Source organism: Pedobacter sp. 05T44 (assembly GCF_056395985.1).
The window spans coordinates 42,922-68,877 of the sequence record NZ_JBFTKO010000019.1 but is presented as its reverse complement, the minus strand read 5'-3'; the positions used below and the strand labels follow the sequence as shown (position 1 = coordinate 68,877).

The 25,956-nt window shown below is 38.2% G+C and carries 24 protein-coding genes; 12 read left to right on the top strand and 12 right to left on the bottom strand.

What is annotated here, in order from left to right; genetic code table 11:
- Positions 1 to 44 precede the first annotated feature (44 nt).
- Positions 45 to 1,937 carry an acetate--CoA ligase gene (gene acs / locus AC1DDK_RS22395; RefSeq protein WP_337717477.1) on the bottom strand — a complete coding sequence of 631 codons (1,893 nt, stop codon included), beginning with the start codon at positions 1,935 to 1,937 and terminating at the stop codon, positions 45 to 47.
- A 94-nt stretch (positions 1,938 to 2,031) separates the two neighbouring features.
- On the opposite strand from acs, the gene AC1DDK_RS22390 reads away from it, so the two are divergent.
- The 8 genes from AC1DDK_RS22390 (at position 2,032) to AC1DDK_RS22355 (ending at position 8,194) form a co-directional block, all read left to right on the top strand.
- Entirely contained in the window at positions 2,032 to 2,190 is a 159-nt protein-coding gene (locus AC1DDK_RS22390) for a hypothetical protein (RefSeq protein ID WP_337717476.1), read from the top strand.
- Positions 2,191 to 2,315: 125 nt separating this feature from the next.
- On the top strand, positions 2,316 to 2,549 hold the full coding sequence (rpmB, locus tag AC1DDK_RS22385; protein ID WP_039866682.1) for a 50S ribosomal protein L28: 234 nt from the start codon (positions 2,316 to 2,318) through the stop codon (positions 2,547 to 2,549).
- Positions 2,550 to 2,589: 40 nt separating this feature from the next.
- Positions 2,590 to 2,772 carry a 50S ribosomal protein L33 gene (gene rpmG, locus AC1DDK_RS22380; RefSeq protein ID WP_048903767.1) on the top strand — a complete coding sequence of 61 codons (183 nt, stop codon included), beginning with the start codon at positions 2,590 to 2,592 and terminating at the stop codon, positions 2,770 to 2,772.
- A 38-nt stretch (positions 2,773 to 2,810) separates the two neighbouring features.
- Positions 2,811 to 2,972, top strand: coding sequence for a DUF4295 domain-containing protein (locus AC1DDK_RS22375; RefSeq protein WP_069378912.1), 162 nt, complete (start codon positions 2,811 to 2,813; stop codon positions 2,970 to 2,972).
- A 72-nt stretch (positions 2,973 to 3,044) separates the two neighbouring features.
- Positions 3,045 to 4,007: a signal recognition particle-docking protein FtsY gene (gene ftsY, locus AC1DDK_RS22370; RefSeq protein ID WP_477634067.1), complete on the top strand. Its 963-nt coding sequence runs from the start codon at positions 3,045 to 3,047 to the stop codon at positions 4,005 to 4,007.
- 128 nt (positions 4,008 to 4,135) lie between these two features.
- The gene (rimO, locus tag AC1DDK_RS22365; protein ID WP_048903765.1) at positions 4,136 to 5,470 is read left to right on the top strand and encodes a 30S ribosomal protein S12 methylthiotransferase RimO; all 1,335 of its coding nucleotides are present in this window, start codon (positions 4,136 to 4,138) and stop codon (positions 5,468 to 5,470) included.
- A 46-nt stretch (positions 5,471 to 5,516) separates the two neighbouring features.
- Entirely contained in the window at positions 5,517 to 7,103 is a 1,587-nt protein-coding gene (gene bshC / locus AC1DDK_RS22360; RefSeq protein WP_337717474.1) for a bacillithiol biosynthesis cysteine-adding enzyme BshC, read from the top strand.
- Between the two features lie 8 nt (positions 7,104 to 7,111).
- Positions 7,112 to 8,194 (top strand): Ldh family oxidoreductase, encoded by a 1,083-nt coding sequence (locus AC1DDK_RS22355; protein ID WP_172659054.1) that lies wholly within the window; start codon positions 7,112 to 7,114, stop codon positions 8,192 to 8,194.
- Here the strand turns inward: AC1DDK_RS22355 and AC1DDK_RS22350 are convergent.
- The 6 genes from AC1DDK_RS22350 to AC1DDK_RS22325 form a co-directional block, all read right to left on the bottom strand.
- On the bottom strand, positions 8,189 to 9,589 hold the full coding sequence (locus AC1DDK_RS22350) for an alpha-L-fucosidase (RefSeq protein WP_477634073.1): 1,401 nt from the start codon (positions 9,587 to 9,589) through the stop codon (positions 8,189 to 8,191). The two genes, AC1DDK_RS22355 and AC1DDK_RS22350, sit on opposite strands and share 6 nt — an antisense overlap.
- 190 nt (positions 9,590 to 9,779) lie before the next feature.
- On the bottom strand, positions 9,780 to 10,979 hold the full coding sequence (gene lepB / locus AC1DDK_RS22345) for a signal peptidase I (RefSeq protein WP_337717470.1): 1,200 nt from the start codon (positions 10,977 to 10,979) through the stop codon (positions 9,780 to 9,782).
- A 9-nt stretch (positions 10,980 to 10,988) separates the two neighbouring features.
- Positions 10,989 to 11,729, bottom strand: a complete 741-nt coding sequence (gene dapB, locus AC1DDK_RS22340; protein WP_048906372.1) for a 4-hydroxy-tetrahydrodipicolinate reductase — start codon at positions 11,727 to 11,729, stop codon at positions 10,989 to 10,991.
- A gap of 124 nt (positions 11,730 to 11,853) precedes the next feature.
- On the bottom strand, positions 11,854 to 12,504 hold the full coding sequence (locus AC1DDK_RS22335; protein WP_477634066.1) for a DUF5683 domain-containing protein: 651 nt from the start codon (positions 12,502 to 12,504) through the stop codon (positions 11,854 to 11,856).
- On the bottom strand, positions 12,504 to 13,424 hold the full coding sequence (locus AC1DDK_RS22330) for a ParB/RepB/Spo0J family partition protein (RefSeq protein WP_172659050.1): 921 nt from the start codon (positions 13,422 to 13,424) through the stop codon (positions 12,504 to 12,506). Before AC1DDK_RS22330 ends, AC1DDK_RS22335 begins: the two co-directional genes overlap by 1 nt.
- 11 nt (positions 13,425 to 13,435) lie before the next feature.
- A complete protein-coding gene (locus AC1DDK_RS22325) occupies positions 13,436 to 14,239 on the bottom strand; it encodes a ParA family protein (protein ID WP_048906375.1) in 804 nt (267 codons plus the stop codon).
- Positions 14,240 to 14,420: 181 nt separating this feature from the next.
- Here AC1DDK_RS22325 and AC1DDK_RS22320 point away from each other — a divergent pair, with 181 nt between their 5' ends.
- Complete coding sequence (locus tag AC1DDK_RS22320) at positions 14,421 to 14,942, top strand: NADPH-dependent FMN reductase (RefSeq protein ID WP_288883198.1); 522 nt, start codon at positions 14,421 to 14,423, stop codon at positions 14,940 to 14,942.
- On the opposite strand, the gene AC1DDK_RS22315 is transcribed toward AC1DDK_RS22320, so the two are convergent.
- Positions 14,929 to 15,387, bottom strand: coding sequence for a hypothetical protein (locus AC1DDK_RS22315; protein WP_172659048.1), 459 nt, complete (start codon positions 15,385 to 15,387; stop codon positions 14,929 to 14,931). The genes AC1DDK_RS22320 and AC1DDK_RS22315 overlap by 14 nt on opposite strands.
- Before the next feature lie 144 nt (positions 15,388 to 15,531).
- On the opposite strand from AC1DDK_RS22315, the gene AC1DDK_RS22310 reads away from it, so the two are divergent.
- Positions 15,532 to 17,064, top strand: coding sequence for an ABC transporter substrate-binding protein (locus AC1DDK_RS22310; RefSeq protein WP_477634065.1), 1,533 nt, complete (start codon positions 15,532 to 15,534; stop codon positions 17,062 to 17,064).
- A gap of 92 nt (positions 17,065 to 17,156) precedes the next feature.
- Here AC1DDK_RS22310 and AC1DDK_RS22305 read toward each other — a convergent pair whose 3' ends face one another.
- The gene (locus AC1DDK_RS22305; protein ID WP_172659046.1) at positions 17,157 to 19,562 is read right to left on the bottom strand and encodes a TonB-dependent receptor; all 2,406 of its coding nucleotides are present in this window, start codon (positions 19,560 to 19,562) and stop codon (positions 17,157 to 17,159) included.
- Between the two features lie 105 nt (positions 19,563 to 19,667).
- Positions 19,668 to 20,672, bottom strand: coding sequence for an LLM class flavin-dependent oxidoreductase (locus tag AC1DDK_RS22300; RefSeq protein ID WP_337717467.1), 1,005 nt, complete (start codon positions 20,670 to 20,672; stop codon positions 19,668 to 19,670).
- A 497-nt stretch (positions 20,673 to 21,169) separates the two neighbouring features.
- Here AC1DDK_RS22300 and AC1DDK_RS22295 point away from each other — a divergent pair, with 497 nt between their 5' ends.
- Both AC1DDK_RS22295 and AC1DDK_RS22290 read left to right on the top strand, forming a co-directional pair.
- Positions 21,170 to 23,464 carry a TonB-dependent receptor gene (locus AC1DDK_RS22295; RefSeq protein WP_337717465.1) on the top strand — a complete coding sequence of 765 codons (2,295 nt, stop codon included), beginning with the start codon at positions 21,170 to 21,172 and terminating at the stop codon, positions 23,462 to 23,464.
- A 117-nt stretch (positions 23,465 to 23,581) separates the two neighbouring features.
- Entirely contained in the window at positions 23,582 to 23,830 is a 249-nt protein-coding gene (locus AC1DDK_RS22290) for a RidA family protein (protein ID WP_172659109.1), read from the top strand.
- Positions 23,831 to 23,885: 55 nt separating this feature from the next.
- Here the strand turns inward: AC1DDK_RS22290 and gap are convergent, their stop codons facing one another.
- Complete coding sequence (gap, locus tag AC1DDK_RS22285) at positions 23,886 to 24,863, bottom strand: type I glyceraldehyde-3-phosphate dehydrogenase (protein ID WP_337717463.1); 978 nt, start codon at positions 24,861 to 24,863, stop codon at positions 23,886 to 23,888.
- A gap of 10 nt (positions 24,864 to 24,873) precedes the next feature.
- Positions 24,874 to 25,941: a GlxA family transcriptional regulator gene (locus tag AC1DDK_RS22280; RefSeq protein ID WP_337717461.1), complete on the bottom strand. Its 1,068-nt coding sequence runs from the start codon at positions 25,939 to 25,941 to the stop codon at positions 24,874 to 24,876.
- Between the last annotated feature and the right edge of the window lie 15 nt (positions 25,942 to 25,956).

Here is a 25,956-nt window from a genome sequence, read left to right as displayed (position 1 = left end):
AATAAATAGACACTACATAAACAAGCTTAAGGAATAATTGTTTGTTACTTTTTTGCTTTTTCTATAATTTCATCAACAACCGCAGGATCCAGAAGCGTAGTAATGTCTCCTAAATTGGTAGTATCACCCTCTGCAATTTTTCTTAAAATACGGCGCATAATTTTACCGGATCTTGTTTTAGGCAATCCCGAAACGAAGAGTATTTTATCGGGCTTAGCAATAGCCCCGATAACACGGGTAACCGTTTGAAGAATATCCTTACGGGTAAGATCTTCATCACCATGTGCATTTGGGAAAATTACAAAAGCATAAATACCTTGCCCTTTTACCTCATGTGGAAAACCTACTACAGCGCTTTCTACCACACCTGCGTGCATATTAATTGCGTTTTCAACTTCGGCAGTACCAATTCTATGGCCAGATACATTAATTACATCATCTACCCTACCAGTAATTCTATAGTAACCATCTTCGTCTCTTAAACAACCATCCCCTGTAAAATACATGTTCTCGTAAGTAGAGAAATAAGTCAGTTTACAACGTTCATGATCTCCGTAAGTCGTACGCAACATACCAGGCCAAGGGAATTTAATACATAAATTACCGCTCACACCGTTACCTTCAATCTCGTTGCCCTGCTCATCAACCAACACCGGCTGTATACCAGGTAAGGGAAGTGTTGCAAAACTAGGTTTAGTTGGCGTTACAAAGGCGATTGGTGAAATCATGATACCACCAGTTTCAGTTTGCCACCAGGTGTCAACAATAGGGCAATTGCTCTTGCCTATATTTTCGTCAAACCAATGCCAGGCTTCCTCGTTTATAGGCTCTCCTACCGATCCTAAAACCCTTAAAGAGCTTAAGTCGACCCCTTCAATAGGCTGCAGACCAAAACTCATTAAAGATCTGATTGCTGTTGGGGCAGTATATAAAATATTTACTTTATGTTTTTCAACCACCTGCCACATTCTTGACGCATCTGGATAAGTTGGAATACCTTCAAATATTACCGTTGTTGCGCCTTGCGAAAGGGGTCCGTAAACAATATAAGAGTGTCCGGTTATCCAACCAATATCTGCCGTGCAGAAGAACACTTCATCAGGTTGATAGTTAAATACATTAGAAAATGTGTATCCGGCATAAACCATATATCCACCAACAGTATGTACCACACCTTTTGGTTTACCTGTAGAGCCGGATGTATATAATATAAACAGCAAATCCTCGGCATCCATTTCTTCGGCCGGACAATTGGTATCAACTAATTTTATCTCATCTTCCCACCAGATATCGCGTCCTTTTAACATAGAAACAGGAGTTCTGGTATGTGTTAAAACAATAACTTTTGCAACACTTGGGCAACCAATCAGTGCATCGTCAATTACTTCTTTTAATTGAATTTGCTTATTACCTCTAAATGCACCATCAGCGGTAATTACTACCCTGCACTGGGCGTCATTAATACGATCGGCTATAGATTTAGCAGAAAAACCACCAAATACAACAGAATGCACAGCGCCAATACGTGCACATGCAAGTACCGCCACGGCTAGCTCCGGAACCATTGGCATATAAATACAAACCCTATCGCCTTTTTGTACACCGTTCTTTTTCAGAACATTGGCAAAGCGGCAAACCTGTTCGTGTAATATTCTATAACTTAAAGTAATGCTGTCTTTTTGTGGATCATTTGGCTCCCAGATAATGGCAGGTTTATCGCCATTATCAGCCAGGTGGCGATCAAGACAGTTTTCGGTAATGTTCAGTTTGGCACCTTCGAACCATTTGATATTAGGCTCTGAAAAGTTCCAGGAAAGTACTTTATCCCACTTTTTTTTCCAAAGAAAATTATCGGCTATACCTGCCCAGAATTGCTCAGGTTGATCTACGCTTAACTGATAAGTTTTTTGATATTCTTCAAATGAATTAATTTGCATATTTGGTTTATTTCAACAACTAAAACCCAAACTTAGATAAAATTGTGCTTTATAAAAACAATTTTATTGATCAATATTATAGTGGCTAAAAAGCATGTTCGGAAAGGGATTTGGCGTTGAGCTTGTTCCACACTTGTTCGAGGTATCTTCGGAACAGATTCGTAAAAATGCACTTTTTGTGGAACATACTACGAAGGTGGTTGGCTCGATGTACGTTAGAGGCGTTGGCGATGTTATTACTTTATATATGTAGTTGTGATGAATAAATAATAATTGAAATTATTTTTGACTCTTACTTGATGATTACAAATATTTTACTGATATTTGCACACTCTTAAAAAAATTAAGCGAAGAACAATTAACAATATATTTAAAGGCATGTCTAGAGTTTGTGATTTAACCGGAAAAATGGCAATGACAGGTTTTAATGTTTCTCACTCAAACGTTAAAACCAAGCGTAAGTTTTATCCCAACTTACAACTTCAGAAATTTTATATTCCTGATGAGGATCGTTGGATAACACTGAAAGTATCTACTTCAGCTATCAAAACCATCAATAAAATTGGTATTACAGAAGCGATTAACCGCTTCATGAAAAAAGGATATTTGTAGAAACATTGGTTGATGTGAAATCAACCTTAATATTAATAAAATGGCAAAAAAAGGTAACAGAGTACAAGTTATTCTAGAGTGTACAGAACATAGAGCAAGCGGCATGCCTGGTGCTTCTAGATATATCACTACTAAAAACCGTAAAAACACTACTGAGAGATTAGAGTTGAAAAAATTCAATCCAGTGTTGAGAAAAGTAACTGTACACAAAGAAATTAAGTAATACATTTAGTATTTAACTAAATACAATCTATTTAGATCATGGCAAAAAAGGTAGTTGCAACCCTGAAAACGGGTAAAGGAAAGGAATATTCGAAAGTTATTACAATGACTAAGTCGCCAAAATCTGGTGCTTATTCTTTCAAAGAAGTTATTGTTCACAACGATCACGTTCAAGATGCTATTTCTGCATCTAAAAAATAATTTTAATATTTTATAATATTAAAGCCGTCCCTTTATTCTGGGAGGGCTTTTTTTGTTTTTCTATACATTCTTATGGGTTTATTTGATTTTTTTAAGAAAAAAGAGACCGCGCCTGAAGCGCAGGAAGCTCTCGACAAGGGATTAGAGAAAACTAAAGAGGGCTTTTTAAGTAAGATCACTAAAGCTGTAGCTGGTAAATCTACAGTGGATGATGATGTACTGGATAACCTCGAAGAAGTTCTGGTAACCTCTGATGTTGGTGTAACCACCACATTAAAGATTATCGATCGCATACAGAAACGTGTAGCAAAGGACAAATACTTATCTACCTCCGAACTAAACAATCTGCTGCGTGATGAAATTCAACTGTTACTTGCAGAAAATAACAGCAACGATTTCAGAAGTTTTGAATACGGTAACCACAAGCCATACGTTATTATGGTAGTTGGTGTAAATGGCGTGGGCAAAACCACAACAATAGGGAAACTGGCACATAAACTTAAAGCAGAAAATCTTAAAGTTGTTTTAGGTGCTGCCGATACTTTTAGAGCCGCAGCGGTTGAGCAGATTAAACTTTGGGGTGAGCGTGTGGGCGTTCGTGTGGTAGCACAGGCAATGGGATCTGATCCTGCTTCTGTAGCTTTCKACACATTGCAGTCGGCCGTTGCTAATGGCGAAGATGTTGTAATTATTGATACTGCCGGACGTTTGCACAACAAGGTTGGTTTAATGAACGAACTTGGTAAAATTAAAAATGTGATGCAAAAGGTAGTCCCTGGAGCACCGCACGAAATATTATTGGTACTTGACGGATCTACAGGACAAAATGCTTTTGAACAGTGCAAGCAATTTACTGAAGCAACCGATGTAAATGCCTTAGCTATTACTAAACTTGACGGCACTGCTAAAGGTGGCGTTGTTATCGGAATCTCAGATCAATTTAAAATACCCGTAAAATACATAGGCGTTGGCGAAAGCATGAACGACCTGCAATTGTTTGATAAAAAAGCATTTGTTGATAGCTTGTTTAAATAGCACACTCCGTCATCTCTCCTATCGTCGAGATGACGAAGCGTTTAAAAACATCATTAGTTACTATTCTTGGATGGCTGACGTACAAACAAGCATAAAATAAAATAAAAAAATATACTGACTTACAAAACATGAATACAAAAACTTCCACAAAAATAATCCCCGTTAAAAAACCAAAGATCAACGTAATTACACTGGGCTGCTCCAAAAATACTTACGATTCTGAGGTTCTAATGGGTCAATTGCGCGGAAACAGTTTAGATGTTGTTCATGAGTCTAATCAGATTGGCAAAAATGATATTGTGGTAATCAATACCTGTGGTTTTATAGATAATGCAAAGCAAGAATCCATAGACACCATATTACAATACAGCCAGCTAAAAGATGAAGGAAAAGTTGGTAAAGTAATTGTAACCGGATGCTTATCTGAGCGTTACAAACCTGAATTAGAGGCGGAAATTACTAACGTTGATGCCTACTTTGGCACCAACGATTTAAATAACTTACTGCACTCCTTAGGTGCAAATTATAAGCATGAGCTAATAGGCGAACGCCTGTTAACTACTCCTTCTCATTACGCTTATTTTAAGATTGCAGAAGGCTGTAACAGACCTTGCTCTTTCTGTGCCATTCCGCTGATGCGTGGTAAACACGTATCCCGTGATATGGAAGAATTGGTGAATGAAGCTAAGATATTAGCTGCCAACGGAACCAAGGAACTTATTCTAATTGCACAAGACCTTACCTATTATGGCCTTGACATTTATGGAAAACGTAACCTTGATGAGTTATTGCGCAGACTATCTGACGTGAAAGGAATTGAGTGGATCAGGTTGCAATACGCCTACCCTTCTGGCTTCCCTATGGAAATTCTTGATGCCATGAATGAGCGCGAGAATATTTGCAAATATTTAGACATGCCTCTGCAGCACATCACAGATAACATGCTAAAATCTATGCGCCGTGGTATTACCAAGCAAAAAACCATCGACATTGTGAATCAGATTAGAGATAAAGTACCGAACATCGCTATGCGTACTACTTTAATTTGTGGATACCCAGGAGAAACTGAGCAGGATTTTGAAGAAATGCTTAGCTGGGTAGAAGAAACCCGTTTCGACAGATTAGGATGTTTCACTTATTCGCATGAGGAAAAAACCCATGCACATAATCTAGTTGATGATGTTCCTGAAGAAGTAAAACAAGCACGTGTGGATGCGATTATGGAATTACAACAAGGTATTTCTTTTGAYATAAACCAGGATAAAGTAGGTAAAACCTATAAAGTTTTGGTTGACAGAAAAGAAGGTGATTTCTTTATTGGCCGTACTGAATTTGACTCTCCGGAGGTTGACAACGAAGTTTTAATTGATGCTGCAACAGGTTATGCAGCCAATGGAACCTTTGTAAATGTTAAGATTGATCGTGCTGAGGATTTCGATCTATATGGACAGATTGTAAAATAAAGGCTTCATATTTAGATTTATAGTTTATTAGCTTAAATTCGTGGCAATGCAAGCTAAATACATCTCTTATCAGGAAACTAATGCGTTCTCTTCTACCGTACTAGACTACATCGGAAAAAATGAGAAGCTGAGCCCTTTTTACAAGTATGAACCGGATTTTACTGGCTTTACCAAGGCTATTGCTGAACGAAATTTTAGTGCCGACAGAGCTATTCTGGTTAGCACTTTACAAAAACAATATTCATCAATTCATGTTTCGTCATTAGTAAAAGCCAACATTGAGCTGTTAGCCGATAAGAAAACTTTTACTGTTACGACAGGCCATCAGCTAAATATATTTACCGGACCTCTATATTTTATCTACAAGATAGTAACGGCAATAAACCTTGCCAGTGATTTAAAACAACAATTTCCTGATTACAATTTTGTTCCCGTTTATTGGATGGCCACAGAAGATCATGATTTTGAAGAGATCAATCATGTTAAGGTTGAGGACAAAATGATTACCTGGAATAAAAAAGCTGCCGGCGCTACAGGAAGACTAGACACCTCTGACATCGCAGAAGCTCTTGCTGCTTATAAAGGATATCTTGGGATAAGCGAAAATGGTATTAAGTTTTCTAAGATAGTTGATCATGCTTATACTAAAAACAAAAAGTTAAGTGACGCTACCCGTGAACTGGTAGATGCTCTTTTTGGCAAGTATGGTCTGGTTTGCGTAGATGCCGATGACCATAATCTTAAAAGCGAGTTTGCTGAGATTATCTATAAAGATATTACCGAAGAAAATAGCTTTAAGCATATCAGCAAAACCAATGCTAAGTTAGAAACCCTCGGTTACAAAGCTCAGGTTAACCCAAGAGAGATCAATTTCTTTTATATGATTGATGGTTTAAGGGAACGTATTATTGAAGAAAAAGGTCGTTACAAAGTGATGAACTCTTCTATTGATTTTACTAAAGAGGAATTGCAAGAAGAAATAAATTCATACCCCGAAAGATTTAGCCCTAATGTGATAATGAGACCTGTTTACCAGGAAGTGATTCTACCTAATATAGCCTATATTGGCGGTGGGGCGGAAGTTACTTACTGGCTGCAATTAAAAGCAAACTTTGACCATTATAAAATAGATTTCCCTGTATTGATATTGCGTAATTCAGCTATGCTTATCGACAAAAGAAGCGAAACCAGAATGGAAGTATTGGGGATTAGTCACAGGAATTTATTTAATGAACCAGAAGCGCTAAAGAACGAGTGGGTTAAATCTCACGTTAACCTTCAGTTCTCTCTTGATAACGAAGAACGATCTATAAGAGCTGTTTTTGATCAAATAAAGCTTAATGCTTATAAAATAGACAAAAGCCTTTCTCAATCTGCAGATGCAGCAAAAACAAAGGCTTTAAAACTAATCTCTACACTGGAGAAAAAGATGTTAAGAGCCGAAAAGCGAAAGCATGTTACTTCATTCTCTCAAATAGATAATCTTAAAGAAAAACTATTCCCTTCGGGTGTGCTACAGGAGAGGGTACTTAATATTGCACCAATGATTGTGCTTTACGGTGATGATTTTATTGATTCATTGATCACCCATTTCAAACCCTTAGACCATCAGTTTACAGTTCTTTTTGCTTAAAAAATCAGATGACCTTTTACACTTTTACAGAAACCAAATTACGCCAGTTTACAGAGAATGTATTTTTAAAAATGGGATGCCCGTTAACCGATGCTCAGTTGGCGGCAGATGTATTATTAAAATCTGATTTAAGAGGTATTGATTCACATGGTGTAGCACGTTTAAGCGGCTATGTCCGTTTGTGGGAAAAGCAGCGGATAAATGCGAATCCGGTAATAAAAATTGTTCATGAAACTCCTACAACCGCCACGGTTGATGGCGATGGTGGTTTAGGTTTAGTGGTTGCTCCTTTTGCAATGAAAGTTGCAATTGAAAAAGCGCGGATTTATGGTAGCGGGTGGGTAGCTGTCAAAAATTCAAATCATTTTGGTATTGCCGGTTATCATTCGTTAATGGCAGTTGAAGAGGAAATGATTGGTATTAGCATGACTAATGCGAGTCCGCTTGTTGCGCCTACTTATGCCAATGAACGGTTGCTAGGCACCAATCCTATGTGTTATGCTTTTCCGGCAGGTAAATATCCTCCTGTTATAGTTGATATGGCAACTGCCGCAGCTGCAAATGGAAAACTGGAGATTGCTCAAAGAGCAAATCAACCTATTCCCGAAGGATGGGTACAAGATGCCTCAGGCAATACTTCAACAAACCCGCATCAATTAAAAGAAGGTGGTTCATTACTGCCTCTTGGTAGCGACAAAGATCATGGAAGCCACAAAGGTTATGGTTTAAGTGCTACTGTGGATATTTTATCGGCAGTATTGTCTGGCGCAAATTACGGCCCCTGGGTACCGCCATTTGTTGCTTTTCTAGAGCCCCCTGCTGACCCTGTTGGAGAAGGTATAGGACATTTTCTTGGTGCAATGAGAGTTGATGGCTTTAGGCCGGCGCAGGATTTTAAAGACCATCTTGACAATTGGATTGAACGCTTTAAAAGTGCTAAAACTGTTGATCCGGATAAAAAGGTAATTATTCCGGGAGAACCGGAATTTGCTTATGAGCAAGAGCGTAGAATTAATGGTATCCCGTTAATTGACGTGGTTGTTAATGATTTGAACGAACTCGCGAAAAAATTAGAAATAGAGGGGCTATAAAGCCCCTTTAAAAGAAAATGCTAATGCTGGTAGATCTTTCTGGATATTTTTTGGCAACCATACTTTTACAGTAGTTCCCTTGTTTTCCCATTTAAGTTTCTGACCGGTTTGAATTAGTTGAACTGCCGTTCCTTTAGCAGGTATGTTTCCATTCCAAACTACATATTCAGGAGTTTTATCTTTAAGGCAAGTTAATGCATACTTGGTTTTTCCGTCCTTACTTTGGGTAAACCAGGTGTCACCATCATGATATTCCTTAGTGATTCTTGTATCATAAATAGCCTTTCCATTTATATTTAGCCATTTACCTATGTTTTCAAGTCTTGATATTGCATCCTGAGGAATAGTTCCATCCGCTTTCGGACCAATTCCCAGCAACAGACTGCCTCCTTTTGCCACCACCTCAATTAAAGTATGAATTACCTGGGTGGCAGACTTATACTGATCGTTAGGAAMAAAGCCCCATGCACCGCCTAAGGTCATACAGCTTTCCCATGGGTTTGCTAACTGTGTTTTTGGCACGCTTTGTTCGGGTGTTTGATAGTTCTCATAAGGCCCATGAACGGTTCTATCTACCATTAATAAACCTGGCTGTGCTTTACGTGCCATAGTGGCAATTTTAGGCATATCAATGTCCTGACTCCATTCAGGAATTTTCATTCCCCATGCAAGTACTTCTTCATTAACGGTTTCTAATGGTCTAACCCATCCACCATCTAACCATAGAATATCAACTGAACCATAATTATGCATCAACTCACTGATCTGGTTAAATGTCTGTTTTTTAAACATGCTCCATCTCCATGGATTTTTTCTGATATCGTAGTTATTGTTTCTATCCGCGGTTGCATATTTTGGCCACCAATAGTATTCAGAATGCCAATCGGGTTTTGAAAAGTAAGCCCCAATCATAAAGCCTTGTTTGCGAAAAGCATCGAATACATATTTTGCAACATCAGCTTTAGGATTATCCTTAAATGGTCCGGCAGAGATCTTAAAATCTGACTCTTTAGTATCAAACATATTGAAGCCATCATGGTGCTTGGTTGTAAATACCAGGTAACGCATGCCTGCATCTTTACCTGCCTTTGCCCATTGTTCTGGATTAAATTTAACAGGGTTAAAATCCTTACTTAAACCCCAGTACCATTTTTTATAATCTTCGTAGTTACTCGTGCTATCTCTTGAGATCCAATCTTCTGAACAAATAGACCATGATTCAATAATGCCTGGAACGGCATATAGCCCCCAATGAATAATCATTCCGAATTTTTKATCCTGCCATTTGTCTAGTTTTTGGCTAACCAGAGGATCTTTAGGCCATTCGTATACAGTTGACTGTTGATGTACACCGTTATCCTGGGCTTTGGATGTGCCAAAAAGTGCGACTAAAATAAAATTATGAAATAATTGAATTTGACCCTCTCAGGGTCGGCTACAGAAAATTTTAACTAGAAAAACTTCTTACAACTTAATGAAAATGGGGCAATTCATGATTTATGAACTGCCCCATTTTTGTAAAGGACTTTTTCAGTGCCCTCCCTAAATGACACCCTCTTTTTACTATTTAAATAAATCTTTGGTTCTAGTTTATTCCTCTCAGTAGCCTATTCCATCTTATTTTATTAAAGAATGATCCATTGGTATTATAGCTCATCCAAATAAATAATGCTTTTCCTACAATATGATCTTCAGGTACAAATCCCCAATAGCGAGAATCTAATGAGTTATGTCTGTTATCTCCCATCATCCAGTAGTAGTCCATTTTAAAAGTATAACTGGTTGCAGGTTTACCATTAATCAACCAGCCAGTGCCAGCTTTCTCTAACTTGTTACCCTCATAAATCCTGATACTTCTCTCGTAAAGAGGCATTGATACACTATCCAATTGAACTGTCATCCCCTTTTTAGGTATAAGAATGGGGCCAAAATTATCAGCATTCCAATTTCTTTTTGGATCAAAAGGAAAAACATCTTTCTCCTGATAGCCTTCTGGTTGAGTCACTTCTTTTACAGATTGCACAAAATCCAGTTTACTAACCTTATCCATCATTGGTTCTGTGCCTGTAAAACTATAAGTATTAGGAGATGATTGATTAATATCCTCTGATATATTAAATCCAAGATCCTCAAAAACAGAGAAATTGATATCGGCTGTTTTAAATGTAACTGCATAAGTCATCTGCCCAGTACTTTTAAGTTTCTCTGGTTTACCATTTACAGAAACAAGACCATCTTTCATACTAATTATGTCACCGGCAATACCGATGCACCTTTTAATATAATTCTCTCTTTTATCAACAGGTCTGCTTACAACAGTGTAGTGTTTATTAATTGCATCCCAGCCTTCTGATCTCACCATTTTATAGTAGTCAACGTCCTGAATCTCCAGGGCTACAGTATCACCCTGAGGGTAGTTAAATACCACTACGTCATTTCTTTTGATCTCAGATAAGCCTGGCAATCTGCGGTACTTCCATTGCACGCCATCCCAATATGCTTTAGTACCGGTTAAAGGCATTGTATGATGAGCAAAAGGGAATGCAACTGGTGTCATTGGCACACGAGGGCCATAATTAACCTTACTAACAAATAAGAAATCACCTATTAATAATGATCTTTCCATAGATCCTGTTGGGATAGTATATGCTTCTATAAAAAATACCCTGATTATCGTAGCAGCAATTACTGCAAACAAAATAGCATCAACCCATTCTCGGCTTCTGGATTTTTTCTTTTTTGGCTTAGTGTCCTTATTCTCCTTTTGCCAGAATTTCCAATTCATATTTTTTTATTATTTAAAATTAAATATATCAGCAATATTATAAAAGCCCTGCTTTTTTTCAAGCCATTCGGCAGCTACTACTGCACCTAATGCAAACCCTGAACGATTATGAGCAGTGTGTTTAAATTCGATCTCATCTACCTCAGAACTATAAACCACTGTATGTGTACCTGGTATATTTTCTATTCTATGCGATTCAATCAGTAATTGTTCTTTCTTTAATACATCATCGAACTCTGTACCTACAAGTTCATTTACCCATTCACGTTTTCTGTCAACATTCTCGATAATGCCTTCGGCAATAGTCATAGCTGTACCACTTGGTGAATCTAGTTTCTGCGTATGATGTATTTCCTCTACCTGGACCTCGTATGCAGGGAAGTCGTTCATTAACTTCGCCAATACCTTGTTCATGTGAAAGAAGATATTAACCCCAATGCTAAAGTTTGACCCATAAAGAAGTGCATTGTTACGTGTAAGGCACTCATTTTTTACTTCCTGCAATTGGCCATACCATCCCGTAGTACCTACAACAACAGGAACATTTGCATCAAAACAGGTATAAATATTATTTATTGCCGCATCAGGAGCACTAAAATCGATAGCTACATCGGCCTTTCGCAGATTAGCAACCGTTAAGTCATCAAGATTATCAATGCTGATTTTCAAAACTACCTCATGTCCTCTTTCTAAGGCAAAACGTTCAATAATCTGACCCATTTTACCATAGCCTAGTAATGCTATTTTCATTGGTTTTATTCTTTTATTGTTACAAACCAGACTTAAACATAAGACTGAATCATCTAATTTTTTATTTTTTTGCTAAAGGTATTAAAAGCCCTCATATACGAGTTCAAACTTGCGTAAAAATATACTATAATCTGATAGTAAGTTTTATCCCAGGCGTTACATTATTAAAACCATACATGGTATCAGTGTTGATTAGACCAGGAGAAATTTTCATCCCTATATCGTCTACATTAAAATATTTCAGGCKGGCATCTATATAGGCCTCGACTACATTAAGTAGATACAACCCAACGTATGAGAAAATAATTACCTCTTTATTTCTTCTGAAAAGATCCTTTGCAGTAATTAATCCAGCCTCATCCATGTTGTTATATGGGAAATCGGCACTTTTCTCATTATTATTCGCTCTACGATAAATGATTTCATCATAAAAAAGCTTGTAATTCTTACTATTGTCTATAAACGAAATAGTAAGAAGCGTTATCCCTGTATAAAGACCGGCAACTTTTGCCAGCCTATAAACGGTAACCCCATTTCTGATTTGTCCGAGTCCGGGAAGCATAAGTGAACTTAGCGCAGCTCTTCTGCCTGCAATTTTACCAAGATTTACGTAGGCTGGTTTTTTAATTGTATCTACTTTTTGAGCCCTTACAGGTTCTACTACTGGTTTTGCTTTAATCACCAGGGTATCCTTTTTAACAACAGGAGTTTCCTGGGCACGAGCTAACGCTGTCACAAAAAGAAACAAAACCGATAGCAGCAGACTTTTGTACATTACCAATCTAATAATTCCAGAATACGGCTTAGGTCATCCTCAGACATAAATGGGATCTCTATAGCCCCTTTCCCATTTTCACCGACTTTCAGCTTAACTTTAGTGGCAAATTTAGATGCTAGATCTCTCTGTAGTTTTTGATATTCAAATGAAACACTAACAGGCTGTCTGCTTGGTTTTGCTTTTACCTGAACACTATTTATGCTTCTTACTAACTCTTCAACCTTGCGCACCGACAGTCCCTTATCAATGATCTCATCATGAATAAAGAGCTGTTTTTCTGCCTGTTCTACATTTATCAGTGCACGTGCATGTCCCATAGAAATCTTTTGATCTCTTATAGAAACCTGTATTGCTGGTGGCAATTTCAGTAGGCGAAGATAATTGGTTACCGTAGTACGATTTTTACCAACTCTTTCACCTAATTGCTCTTGTTTCAAATTACATTCATCTATCATCTGCTGAAAGCTCAGTGCAATCTCAATTGCATTAAGATTTTCACGCTGAATATTCTCAATAAGAGCCATCTCCAGCATTTGCTGATCATTGGCACTGCGGATATATGCAGGAATTTCGGTTAGGCCTGCTAACTTAGAAGCGCGCAATCTTCTCTCTCCAGAGATCAACTGATATTTACCTCCAGGCTGTTTTCTTACCGTAATTGGCTGTATTAAACCTTGAACCCTGATAGATTCAGAAAGCTCATTTAAAGCAACCTGATCAAATTCAGTACGAGGTTGATACGGGTTAGTTTCAACATCATTAATATTAATATGCCCAATATTATTGTTGTTACCGCCCTCTTGCTTTGTTTCGCTTACCGGGTTCACCCCGTTCTTTGGCGGGTTTACAGCATCTGAGTCATCCAAAAGCGCACTTAACCCTTTACCTAAACCTGTTTTTCGCTGAAAAGATGTCATTAAAAATATTTTTAAATAATTGCTGTAGTTGTATTCTGTACTTCCTTAACCATTCCGTTTTTATGAACAATTTCACGGGCAAGGTTCAGGTAGTTAATTGCGCCTTTACAAGTGGCATCATGCATAATTACTGAAATACCGTAACTTGGGGCCTCACTTAAGCGCGTATTACGCTGAATAATTGTGTCAAAAACCAACTCCTGGAAATGGGTCTTAACCTCTTCTACAACCTGATTTGACAGTCTTAAACGCACATCATACATCGTAAGTAGAATTCCCTCAATTTCCAATTCAGGATTTAAACGGTTTTGAACAATTTTAATTGTGTTCAAAAGTTTCCCTAGTCCTTCAAGTGCAAAATATTCACATTGTACAGGGATAATTACTGAATCAGCAGCTGTAAGTGCATTAATGGTAATTAAACCTAAAGATGGTGAGCAGTCAACAATAATAAAATCATACTGATCTTTAACTTTTTCAAGAACAGCCTTCATCTTATATTCCCTGTTGTTCAGGTTTATCATTTCGATCTCTGCACCTACCAAATCGATATGTGCCGGAAGCAGATCAAGATTAGGAGTTTCAGTTTTCTGAATGGCGTCTACCGCATCGATATCATTAATGATACACTCGTAAATGCTATTTTTGATGCTTCTTGGGTCAAAACCAATACCAGAGGTAGAATTGGCCTGAGGATCAGCATCAACTAATAATGTTCTATATTCTAGTACGGCTAAACTTGCGGCTAAGTTAATTGATGAAGTAGTTTTCCCTACGCCACCCTTCTGATTTGCCAATGCAATAATTTTACTCATCTATCTAATTAATAATTACAATTATTCTCTAACGGCTTGTATTTACTCGACGTAAATCTATAAAAAATGCTATTTTTGTGTTTATTTAGGCATATTTTAACGAATAGCTAAGATACAAACTAAATGGCAAAATTAGTATTAAAGCCTTAAGTGTTTTAAACATCTTATTAACAATTTATACATGGTAACCATCATATCCGGAACCAACAGACCTGAAAGTAATACGCTAAAAGTCGCTAAATATTATCAGAAAACTCTGGCATTAAAAGGCTTAGAATCTACCATTTTCAATCTGGAAGATTTACCCGATAACCTTATCGCGTCTGATTTGTATGGAAAACGAAGCCCTGATTTCCAGATTATTCAGGAAATGGTAACCCAAACTACCAAGTTTCTTTTTATCATACCAGAATACAATGGAAGTTTCCCCGGAGTATTAAAAGTCTTTATTGATGCCTGCAACTTTCCAGAAAGCTTTTACGATAAAAAAGCGGCCCTTGTAGGTATATCATCCGGTAAATACGGAAACATACGTGGTGTTGATCATTTTGGTGGTGTATGCAGTTACCTGCATTTAAATGTGCTACCCCTGAGGCTCCACATTGCAACCATTAAAGCCGAGTTAAATGAACAGGGCGATTTCTTTAAAGAGGATACCCTTAAATTTACCGACCAGCAGATAAATAAGTTTATTGCGTTTTAAAACTCATCCAGGTTTTACCTTCATTTCCAAAAACAAAGTATCCCGGATATAGCATTTCCGCTAAATCTTCTAATGCGTTTACAGCCACGTCTGCCTCATCTGCCATTGCAGCTTCATCATCCCAAAGATATATTCTGTCGTACTCAACAGCAGGCCAACCCTTATCCAACAACGAGGGCACAACTCCCATCAACTGCAACATACTGGTGCTTTTTTCATAATAAATAACTACTCTGGCTGTATGAACATCATCTTGTAAGACCCCACCAGCTTCGGCAATAAGTGCTTCCAAATCTTTTTTAAGATTATTCCTGGTATCAAGACAAGCTACGGCAACTTTGTCCATAAACTTAATTTTATGCTGAATTATGTCTACTCGTTCCTGAAAATTTTCACGTAATTGTTCGTCCCCAACCCTATTTATAACCGCATTTAAAAAAGACATATCGATTTATTTATTACTTTGTGCAAAATTAGTATTCCTAAACTGATGCATCGTATTATAATAAATATTTTTTGCATACTGCTTCTACCTATTGTCTTTTCGTGCAATAGTTCTTCCTCCAATAAAGGAAAAAAGGTATTCAGCATGAACCTGGACCAGAATTTAACCTCTCTGGATCCCGCTTTTGCACGCAACCAAAATGCTTTATGGATGATTAATCAGGTATTTAATGGATTGGTACAGGTTGACAGTAACCTTAACATAATGCCTTGTATCGCAAAAACATGGCAAATATCTACAGATGGACTAACATATACTTTTAACCTCCGCAACGATGTGTATTTTCACAACGACCCCATTTTCCCCAACGGAAAAGGCAGAAAAGCCATAGCTGCTGATTTTGTTTATAGCTTTTACCGTCTCATCGATCCTAAAGTTGCGTCTTCAGGTGGCTGGATATTTAGCGACAAAGTAAAAGACATCAATAATTTTGTAGCAATAAATGACAGCACTTTTCAGGTTAAACTCATAAAGCCATTCCCTGCTTTTATGAAATTACTTACCACTCAATATTGTTCGGTAGTGCCAAAAGAAGTTGTAGATCATTATGGCAAAGATTTTCGAAGCCATCCAATTGGAACAGGGCCTTTTAAGTTTAAATATTGGAAAGAAGATGAAATACTGGTATTGCTCAAAAATGAAAATTACTGGGAAAAAGCAKGCAATACCAAACTACCTTATCTCGACGCAGTAAAGGTCTCCTTTATCACAGATAAGCAAAGCGCATTCATGAACTTCCTTAAAAAGGATCTCGACTTCTTTGACAAGGTAGACGGCAGCTATCGCGATGACATCTTAACAAAAAGCGGAAAGATGACTGCAAAATATAAAGGCAAATTCAACCTCAGAAAGAGCCCTTACCTTTGCACAGAGTATGTAGGAATACTTGTCGACACCAATATAGCCATTGCCAAACGCTCTCCATTAAAATACAAAAAAGTAAGGCAGGCCATAAATTACGCCATTGATAAGCCTAAACTAATCAAATATTTACGTAACAGCATAGGCATACCGGCAACTTCTGGCTTCATTCCTCAAGGCATGCCCGGGTTTGACAGCACAGCAGTAAAGGGGTATCACTATGAACCAGAAAAAGCTGCAGTGCTGTTAGCAGAAGCCGGCTTTCCAAATGGCAAAGGGATGCCACAGGTTACCCTCAGCACTTCTACTACTTATAAAGATCTTATAGAATTCATACAAGGTGAATTGGCCGCAATCGGTATTAAGGTAAAAGTAGATGTAAGCCCCAATGCAAGCTTAAGGGACCTCATGTCAAAAAACGAAGTGAATTTTTTCAGAGGTTCCTGGATAGCAGACTATCCGGATGGCGAGAATTATCTTGCCATGTTTTATTCTAAAAACAAAGTCCCTAATGGTCCAAATTACACAGCCTACTACAATAACGATTTTGACAGGTTATTTGAACAAAGTTACTATGTTAGCGATAATGCAAAACGCTATCTTCTTTATCAAAAAATGGATCAAATGGTAATTGATTATGCAAACATAGTTCCCATTTATTATGATCAATCAGTAATTATGACGCAAAATAACATTAGTGGGTACAATATGAATCCGCAAAACCTAATGATTCTTAAAACGGTAAAAAAGAATTAAGATCCCCATCATCTCGCTACCTCGTTAGTCCGTCATCTCTCCTATCGTCGAGATGACGGCAACTTTACACAATTTGCAATTCGCAATATCAATTATTGCACACCACCTCCCATTCCGCCTTGCTCTTCTTTCTTCAAGTCGTCATTTTTAATAGATTTCTTTTGAGTAAACTTAAGCTTACCAAAGTTATAGCTAAAGTTTAAACCAAAAGAGCGCAACGGATAATGGATATCAGTATTCTGTGTTGATGTTGCAGTATTATTTACAGTCTTAATATTCAAATCTCTGCTAAACGGATTCAATACATTTAAGCCAATAGTTGCTTTTTTATTAAGAATCTCTTTTTTCACGGCACCACCATAAAAATACATTGCATCAGTTTTTCCCTGAAAAGTCCTTCTTGGCGAGTTAATTACCCCCCAAAGTTCAGTACTCCACCCTCCAGTCAAAGCATATGCTGATCTGGCAAAAGCAGTATAATTAACAAAAGTTCCGGTATTTATATTATTATTTGCATTGCTTACATCGTAGGTATTCATTCCAAAATTGGCCATTAAGGTCCATTTCGGTTTAGGGTTGTATGAACCGAAAACGTTAAAACCATACGATTGACTGGTACCTACGTTGGTATAAGATGTTAAGTTTTTGTTTACCCCATCTTCTACAATCGGACTGATAAAACTTTCAATCACATTCTTTGTATTGCGGTAAAATACTGAGGCATTAATTACAGAACCTTTAATAAAGGTTGAGTATCCCACTTCAATGTTATCACTCAACTCTGGCGACAATTCAGGGTTACCCTGCATCGGATTATAAATATCACTTTCATTTCTAAAAGGATTCAAATAAAACAAACTAGGTCTCTGTATCCTGCGGTTATAACTCACCTTAACAGTGGTCATCCCCTTTAAAGTCTGCGATAAAACTAAGCTCGGGAACAGGTTAAAATAGTCATTTTTAAAGGGCAAAATGTTACCAGCCAATCCATCAATTTTAGTATACTCAGCTCTTAAACCGGCTTTGGCAGTAATTTTTTTAGTTAGTTTAAAACCAAGCACACCATAAGCAGAACCTACATTCTGATCGTAGTCAAAATCCTGGGCATTCTGATCATAGTCACTTATAATGTTCCTAAAAATACCTTTCAACCCGGTTTCAAGTGTGGTTGTTTTACTAAAAGGATAAGTATAATCAGTTTGCAAAGTGTACTCATTATTTTTACCCGTATTGCCTCCAATTAAAGTAAAATCTGGCACACCCTCGCTTACAAATCTATTGGTAAAATCACTGGTATTTCTTCCTCGCGAAAGCTGTGCAGAAACACTCAATTCTTCACCTTCCTTTTTACTTGTTTTCCTGTAATCTACGTTCCAGTCCATGTTATTGAACCCCATATCCATATCTCTAATATTCTGAGAAAAAACATTATTGGTCAATATATCAGAGCTGCCTGGCCCTCCATTAGAGAATCTGTTAAATTTAACCGTAGAACTAATGTTGTGGTAACTGTTAAAATCATAATCCAAACCAGCACTCCCGTTGTATCCAACTCTGGACCATTTAGAAAAACCATTCTGCGAAACGGTATTTGTAACCCCATCTACAACAGAACTATTAAACACAACAACCTTCGAATTCTGTGGATAAGCATGATTTACACCTAGATTACCTGTTAACGATAAACGGCCTGTTTTAGCATTTAAATTAAACGCGCCATTATTTGAACGTGTACCGGCCGATGTATTTATACTTCCACTGACACCTTCAGCAGTTTTCTTTTTTGTGATGATATTGATGATACCACCCGAGCCTTCAGCATCGTATTTTGCAGAAGGGCTTGTAATTACTTCCACACTTTTGATCTGCTCAGCAGGAATCATTTTCAAAGCATCAGCCACACTGTTTGCCATTGTTCCTGAGGGTTTTCCATTTATCAAAACACGAACTGCACTTCCGCGCAACTGCACATTTCCGTTTATGTCAACAGAAAGCATAGGTACTTTACGCATTACATCAGTTGCATCTCCACCGGCATTGGTAATGTCGGCCTCAGCATTGTAAACCAATTTATCAACCTTATTCTCAATCAAAGATTTTTCTCCCACAATTGCAACCTCTTTCAGGTTACTTTCTGTAGGGCTTACATAAATAGTTCCTGCGTTTAAATCAGGTTTTTCCGGGCTCGTCTTAACCGATATAGATTTTGTTTTATAGCCCATAAACCCAATAGAAAGCTTATATTGGTCGGGCGCAACATTTTGCAAAACTATTTTACCTTTCTCATCAGTTACTCCTCCATTTACAGATTTATTATCAGCTGTTTTTATTAATGATACTGTTGCATAGTCAATAGGTTTTTTGGTAAGCGAGTCTAAAATCAATGCTGTAATACGTCCAGTCACTTTAGGTTTTTGTGGTGCCCCACCCAAAGAAAACTGCGCATTAGCATTCAGCATTAACCCCAATCCCGCAAATAGTAGTATAATTCGTTTCATAAAAATTTTATTTCTTCAATTAGTCTGCGCAAAATCGGTTTTGTTACACTTTTTATCAATAGAAATTAGATTATCTGCAAACGGGAAGCGGTGAAATGCTCCTTTTTATCGGCTAAAAGCTTCAGCCAACAATTCATAAGAGCGTAATCTGGCATTATGATCAAAAATATGTGACGTAGCCATAATCTCATCAACTTCTGTCTGATCCAGAAATTGCTGCAAATCCGCTTTTATCGTTTCCTTGCTTCCTGTAAAAGTACAAGCCAGCATTTGTCCTGCCTGCTCTTCCTCATAATCTGTCCATATTCCCTCCATGCTATCAACAGGAGGTTGCAAAAGTCTGCGCTTTCCGGTTACAATTCCTCTAAACAATTGATACAACGAAGTGGCAAGTTTATTAGCCTCCGCATCAGTATCTGCAGCAACAACGTTTACACAAGCCAATACATATGGTGCAGCCAAATGCTCAGAAGGTTTAAAGTTCTTTCTGTATATATTTATTGCCGTAAGGAACTGAGCCGGGGCAAAATGACTTGCAAAGGCATACGGCAAACCCAATGCGGCAGCCAAATGTGCACTATCAGTACTCGATCCCAATATCCATATCGGAATATCAAGTCCTTCACCAGGAATTGCCCTTACATTACTTCTGTGATTATCTGGCGATAAATAGGCTTGTAACCTCAGTACATCTCCCGGGAAATCCTGAGCAGCATGCATACGCTCACCTCTAATTGCCGCGGCCGTTGCCTGATCTGTGCCTGGTGCTCTTCCCAATCCTAAATCTATTCTATCAGGATATAGTGAAGCAAGAGTACCAAATTGTTCAGCTATAATTAAAGGCGAGTGATTCGGCAACATTATACCACCAGCACCTACTCTTATTTTTTTTGTTCCACCGGCTATGTGGCCTATTACTACCGATGTTGCTGAACTGGCAACACTAATCATATTATGATGTTCGGCCAACCAATACCGGTTATACCCCCAATCTTCAGCATGGCGGGCAAGGTCTAAACTTTTCTTAAAGGTATCGGCTGGGGTCTTGCCCTCAACAACAGTTGCAAGATCTAATACAGAAAAAGGAATGGTGTTCAGTAATTTTTTCATATTGCTTAAAAGTAGGCTGCAAAACTACACCCTATTTAAGCGAAACTTCATTTTCTAATCACTATATGACTTTAAATCCACGGAACTTCCAAAAGCAGGCAACTATTTAAAAGCCGCTAACGTATCTGTGAATATAAAGCTTAAGTAAAACCTAAATTACAAACATCATGAAAACTTATCTAACAAGTCGTGTTTGCATTTTTATAGCCATAACCGGGATCTTTTTTCTGCTTTTCTTTATCTGCAAAGTAGGTTAAACCATGCCTAACTCAATAAGCGCTTGTACTAACCTGAATTTGCTCTTATTCACAAAATATCTTTCAACTAATTCTTTTGCTTGTTGCCTATCCATTCAATTTTAGTGTTCATCAATAACTAAACGAGTGAAGGGATCCTTTAGGATAAAGAAATTTAAAAATTAGAATTACAATGTTAGAAATCCAAATGTTTATATATTTGCAACTATTTATAATAAGTCTAAATAAAATTTAATATGTATGCTTAAATCTCTAACTCTATTTTTATCTATCCTTACAGTGCAGGCATTTGCCCAAACTGGTACCATTAAAGGCACAGTAACCACTTCTGATGGTAAACCTGCTGAATTTGTAAATGTTGTTCTGGCCGGAACAAATAAGGCCAGCGTAGTAAACGAAGCTGGCAATTATACCATAAACAAAGTTCCTGCAGGAACTTATACGTTAACTGCAAGTTTTACCGGGCTTCTCACACAAAAAAGCACAGTAACAGTAACAGCCGGAGAAACCAGCGTAGTCAATTTTACTTTGACAGAAGACAACCGGCAATTACAGGAGGTTGTTGTAAACAGCAACAGCCGGCAAACAAATAAGGAAACCGATTATGTTGCCCGGATGCCATTAAAAAATCTCGAGAATCCGCAAGTATATAACGTTGTCGGCAAGGAGTTAATGAAAGAACAGCTGATGACCGACGTTAAGGAGGTTTTCAGGGCTGCCCCCGGCGTTGCGCCAACTGAATATGTTACCGGAAGCTTTGCTGTCTTATTCAGAGGCTTCACCAACTTCGATTACGCAAGGAATGGAATGGCAACATCAGTTTACAGATCTGGAACAGAAATAGCAAATCTGGAACGCGTAGAATTAATTAAAGGTCCATCAGGTACGCTGTTTGGCTCGCAAATATCCACATTTGGTGGTGCAATAAATCTGGTCACCAAAAAACCTTATGCAGCCTTTGGAGGCGAGATAGATTATAGCATGGGAAGCTTTGATCTAAGCAGGGCTACTATTGATCTGAATACACCACTAAATAATGAAAAAACAGTATTACTGAGATTCAATGCCGTAAAGCATCAGCAAAACAGTTCAAACGAATATGGCAAAAATAAAAGATACGTTATTAGCCCCAGTCTATCTTACCAGGCCAGCGACCGCCTTTCATTCCTGTTCGATTTTGAATATTTTAACAGTGATGCAAACCGCCTGGCATATACATTACTTTTTGGAGATCAAGTGCCTTTTAAATCTGCAAAAGATATTCCGCTTGGCTTTAAAAAATCTTTTTTCCAGAATGATCTGCTTAGCGACGCAGAGGCCACAAAATATTTTGGACAGGCCAAGTATCAGATTAGTAAAAACTGGACATCAACTACAGGCGTATCTCATGTAAATGAATTTTTAAACCACAGCTATCAACCTTATGTAGAATGGACTAATGCAACCACGGCCAAAACCAGTATCAGGCATTTTGGTCCAAGAGAAAGAACTTACGCAAATATCCAACAGAATTTTAACGGAAGCTTTAATACCGGTAAAATTCATCATAACATATTGATTGGTGCCAGTTATGAATTCAACGATGAAACACTTACTTACAAAGCCCTTGAACTCGACGAAATAGACATTACCCAGCCTTTCGAAAAATCGGGCCTGAGCAGGGTAACCGGTCTTTTGGCAGATAATTCAATAGCCTCATCTACTGATGCATACGGAGGAAACTCTTTTGGTGCATACGTTTCTGACGTGATCAACTGGACCGGCCGTTTGTCTACCATGTTAAGCTTGCGTTTTGATCGTTTTAAACAAACCTACGAAGGGGGCTTTGTTCAGCCATCACTTTCTCCCAAGCTAGGAGTTGTGTATCAGCTGGTGAAAGACAAAGTATCTTTATTTGGGAACTTTATGAATGGTTTTCAAAACCAGGGTCCACTTGAACAGCCTGATGGCAGTCTGTTTAAACCTAAACCCGTTTTTGCCAACCAAATGGAAGGCGGTGTAAAAGCCGAATTACCGGGCGGCGTGCTTGGTGGGAGTATTAGCTACTATCATATTGGTATCGACAATGCTTTGCGTACAGATGATGCACTATATAGTTTTCAGGATGGCAAGCAAGTGAGCAAGGGAGTAGAAGTAGAGCTTACTGCTAACCCTCTAACCGGCCTGAGTATTGTAGCCGGATACGGATATAATGAAAATAAATATACTAAGGCTGATGCATACGAAGGTAAGCTTGCGACTCAAGCACCCAAACATATCGTTAACTATTGGCTGAACTATCGTCTGCCTTTTGAAAGTATTAAAGGTATTGGAGTGGGTTTTGGAGGAAATTATATTGGCGATTCGTATCTTAATTCAAGCAATACTTATACCATTCCGGCGTATCATATTATTAATGCCGCTGTTTCTTACCAAAAGGAGAAATGGAAATTTGGTTTTAAATTAAACAACATCTCTAATGTAGAATACTGGGATTTGGTAGGAAACCCCCAATTTACCAGAAACTTTGTAGCTAACTTCTCTTTCAAATTTTAAGTTACTTTTAGACTCATTGGCCCTTTTTTGGGCAATTTACAATTGTCATCTCCTTTGGTAACCAAAGGAGATGACAATTGTAAATTAATAAATTGCTTCGAAGTCTAGCATAACTCCATTCTTGTCATACCTGCCCTTACTGTTAAAAACCTGGAAGAACTTATTCACAGCGCCGGATATGATTGTGCCGGCATCGTCCGTTTGAATCTTTACACCACTTCTGTACAAGAATTTTTTAGTACATGCACAGACGTATACAAGGATTTTTTGCAGAAGTATGGCATAAGGCAAGCTACAACCTTACTGGAAGTCAAAGGTCTTTTTGCAACCCTAACAGTCGAACTAGAAGCTACTGTAGTAAAATAGAGAAAAAGCCAGCAAGTGTACGCTCATTTGCTGGCCTTTCCTTTTTCTGGTGTTTTTACAGCAAACTAACCAGCTCTGCAATCCTGTTGGAAATTCCAACTTCATTATCATACCAGGCGACCACTTTAACCAATTTACCGTTAGTTTTGGTCAAACTACCATCTACAATCGAAGAATGTGTGTTTCCTAAAATATCTGAAGATACCATCGGTTCTTCTGTATATTCCAGTATACCTTTAAAAGTGCTTCCTGCATAGGATTTAAATAAGTTATTCAATTCATCGGCAGACACCTCCTTATTTAAATTTACCGATAAATCCACGATAGATGCATCAATTACCGGAACACGATAAGAATATCCATCCATTTTACCTTTTAAGTTAGGAAGCACATCACCAATAGCTTTGGCGGCACCCGTAGTGGTAGGGATAATAGAATATGATGCTGCGCGTGCTCTTCTTAGGTCTTTATGAGGTGCATCTTGCAAGTTTTGATCAGCAGTAAATGCATGAACAGTTACCATATACCCAGATTCGACACCAAATTCCTTATCAAGAATTGCTAATATTGGGGCAATGCTGCCTGTGGTACACGATGCTGTAGAATAGATCAGGTCGTCCCCTATCAGCTCATTATTCACCCCGTGTACAATCGTTTTCACCCCTCCTGTGGCAGGTGCTGTAATCAATACTTTTTTTGCACCTGCATGGATATGTGATTGTGCAGAACCCTTATCGGTAAACCTGCCTGTTGATTCTATTACCACATCTATCGCCAGGTCTTTCCATGGAAGCTTTTCAGGATCTTTTTCACTCAATAACTGTATGCGTTTTCCATTTGCAATGATCATATCCCCATCACTGGTTACCTCTCCGGGGAACCGACCATGTGCCGTATCATATTTAAGTAAGTGGGTAAGTGTTTTGATGTCTGTAAGGTCATTTACTGCGACAACTTCTATTTCTGGTCTATTTTGTAATGCCCTAAGGGTCATTCTGCCGATGCGGCCGAATCCGTTAATTGCTATTTTCATGTTGTTGTGATTAATTTGTTCTATATAAATTCGATTGAGAACTATCATTAATGCCAGGCGATTGAAGTGATGTCCTGAATGCGCGGCGATAATCGGATGGTGTAGTCATTAAATGCCTCAGAAATGTACGCCTCATGGAGACAAGATTATTAAGCCCGCATTTTTCAGCTATACTTTCAATAGAAACATCGGTATCTTCCAAATATTTCCTGGCCATTTCCACCCTTAGCTTTTCTATGAACTTGGCAGGTGGCAAACCTGTTTGCTTATGAAAAACCCTCGTAAAGTTCCTTGGGCTCATATTTAAATGTTCGGCCATCCGCGTTACATCCAAAGGCTGAGCCAGGTTCTCATTAAGCCATCCGTATAATTTCTGTGCAATATTGGTGCTTTCGTAAGCTGGCAATAGGTTGCCAAACTGGGCCTGAAAACCAGGTCTCGACAAGTAAAACACCAATTTGCGTGCTACTTGAATAGCGATATCCTTGCCGTGATCTTCCTCTACTAAAGCAAGAGCGAGATCTATGCCTGAAGAGACCCCTCCTGAAGTATATATCCTCCCATCCCCCATATAAAATGGATTAGTATTGACCTCAACAAGTGGGTACTCTTTCTTTAACCGATCACTCAACTGCCAATGTGTGGTTGCTTTTTTTCCATTTAACAATCCTGCTTCAGCTAAAACAAAAGCACCACCGCAAACTGACCCAATCCTGCTGTTACTTTTTTCATTGATGGTCGATAGCCAATTACAAAAAGTAGCGTATTCTGATTTTCCTAAAGTTTGAAAGTCATTTCCAGCTACGATAACAATGTCGATAGGTGTTGTAATTTCCAGGGCACTCTGCTGGCAAACCAGTTCCGCCCCAGCTAAAGTCGGTATGTGCTTCTTTAAGGTTGGAGATGCGATTACAACATCATAACCATGTTTAGAACCAGATAAGTATAAACACTTGTCTGCATTGGTAAAAACATCTACAGGACCCGAAAAATGGAGTAAGGTACGACCAGACATCGGTACGATTACCACTTTTTTCTTTAACTGATTCCTAATGAGAGCAGATTCATCGTCATTCATATAACAAATATACAG

What these genes read in the sequence shown, in the direction of transcription:
- AC1DDK_RS22295 (WP_337717465.1), top strand. Translation starts at nt 21,170, where the DNA reads ATGCTTAAATCTCTAACTCTATTTTTATCTATCCTTACAGTGCAGGCA.
- AC1DDK_RS22280 (WP_337717461.1), bottom strand. Translation starts at nt 25,941, where the DNA reads ATGAATGACGATGAATCTGCTCTCATTAGGAATCAGTTAAAGAAAAAA.
- rpmB (WP_039866682.1), top strand. Translation starts at nt 2,316, where the DNA reads ATGTCTAGAGTTTGTGATTTAACCGGAAAAATGGCAATGACAGGTTTT.
- dapB (WP_048906372.1), bottom strand. Translation starts at nt 11,729, where the DNA reads ATGAAAATAGCATTACTAGGCTATGGTAAAATGGGTCAGATTATTGAA.
- AC1DDK_RS22375 (WP_069378912.1), top strand. Translation starts at nt 2,811, where the DNA reads ATGGCAAAAAAGGTAGTTGCAACCCTGAAAACGGGTAAAGGAAAGGAA.
- AC1DDK_RS22305 (WP_172659046.1), bottom strand. Translation starts at nt 19,562, where the DNA reads ATGAAACGAATTATACTACTATTTGCGGGATTGGGGTTAATGCTGAAT.
- AC1DDK_RS22330 (WP_172659050.1), bottom strand. Translation starts at nt 13,424, where the DNA reads ATGACATCTTTTCAGCGAAAAACAGGTTTAGGTAAAGGGTTAAGTGCG.
- AC1DDK_RS22355 (WP_172659054.1), top strand. Translation starts at nt 7,112, where the DNA reads ATGACCTTTTACACTTTTACAGAAACCAAATTACGCCAGTTTACAGAG.
- AC1DDK_RS22325 (WP_048906375.1), bottom strand. Translation starts at nt 14,239, where the DNA reads ATGAGTAAAATTATTGCATTGGCAAATCAGAAGGGTGGCGTAGGGAAA.
- AC1DDK_RS22390 (WP_337717476.1), top strand. Translation starts at nt 2,032, where the DNA reads ATGTTCGGAAAGGGATTTGGCGTTGAGCTTGTTCCACACTTGTTCGAG.
- AC1DDK_RS22320 (WP_288883198.1), top strand. Translation starts at nt 14,421, where the DNA reads ATGGTAACCATCATATCCGGAACCAACAGACCTGAAAGTAATACGCTA.
- AC1DDK_RS22300 (WP_337717467.1), bottom strand. Translation starts at nt 20,672, where the DNA reads ATGAAAAAATTACTGAACACCATTCCTTTTTCTGTATTAGATCTTGCA.
- acs (WP_337717477.1), bottom strand. Translation starts at nt 1,937, where the DNA reads ATGCAAATTAATTCATTTGAAGAATATCAAAAAACTTATCAGTTAAGC.
- AC1DDK_RS22315 (WP_172659048.1), bottom strand. Translation starts at nt 15,387, where the DNA reads ATGTCTTTTTTAAATGCGGTTATAAATAGGGTTGGGGACGAACAATTA.
- lepB (WP_337717470.1), bottom strand. Translation starts at nt 10,979, where the DNA reads ATGAATTGGAAATTCTGGCAAAAGGAGAATAAGGACACTAAGCCAAAA.
- rpmG (WP_048903767.1), top strand. Translation starts at nt 2,590, where the DNA reads ATGGCAAAAAAAGGTAACAGAGTACAAGTTATTCTAGAGTGTACAGAA.
- bshC (WP_337717474.1), top strand. Translation starts at nt 5,517, where the DNA reads ATGCAAGCTAAATACATCTCTTATCAGGAAACTAATGCGTTCTCTTCT.
- gap (WP_337717463.1), bottom strand. Translation starts at nt 24,863, where the DNA reads ATGAAAATAGCAATTAACGGATTCGGCCGCATCGGCAGAATGACCCTT.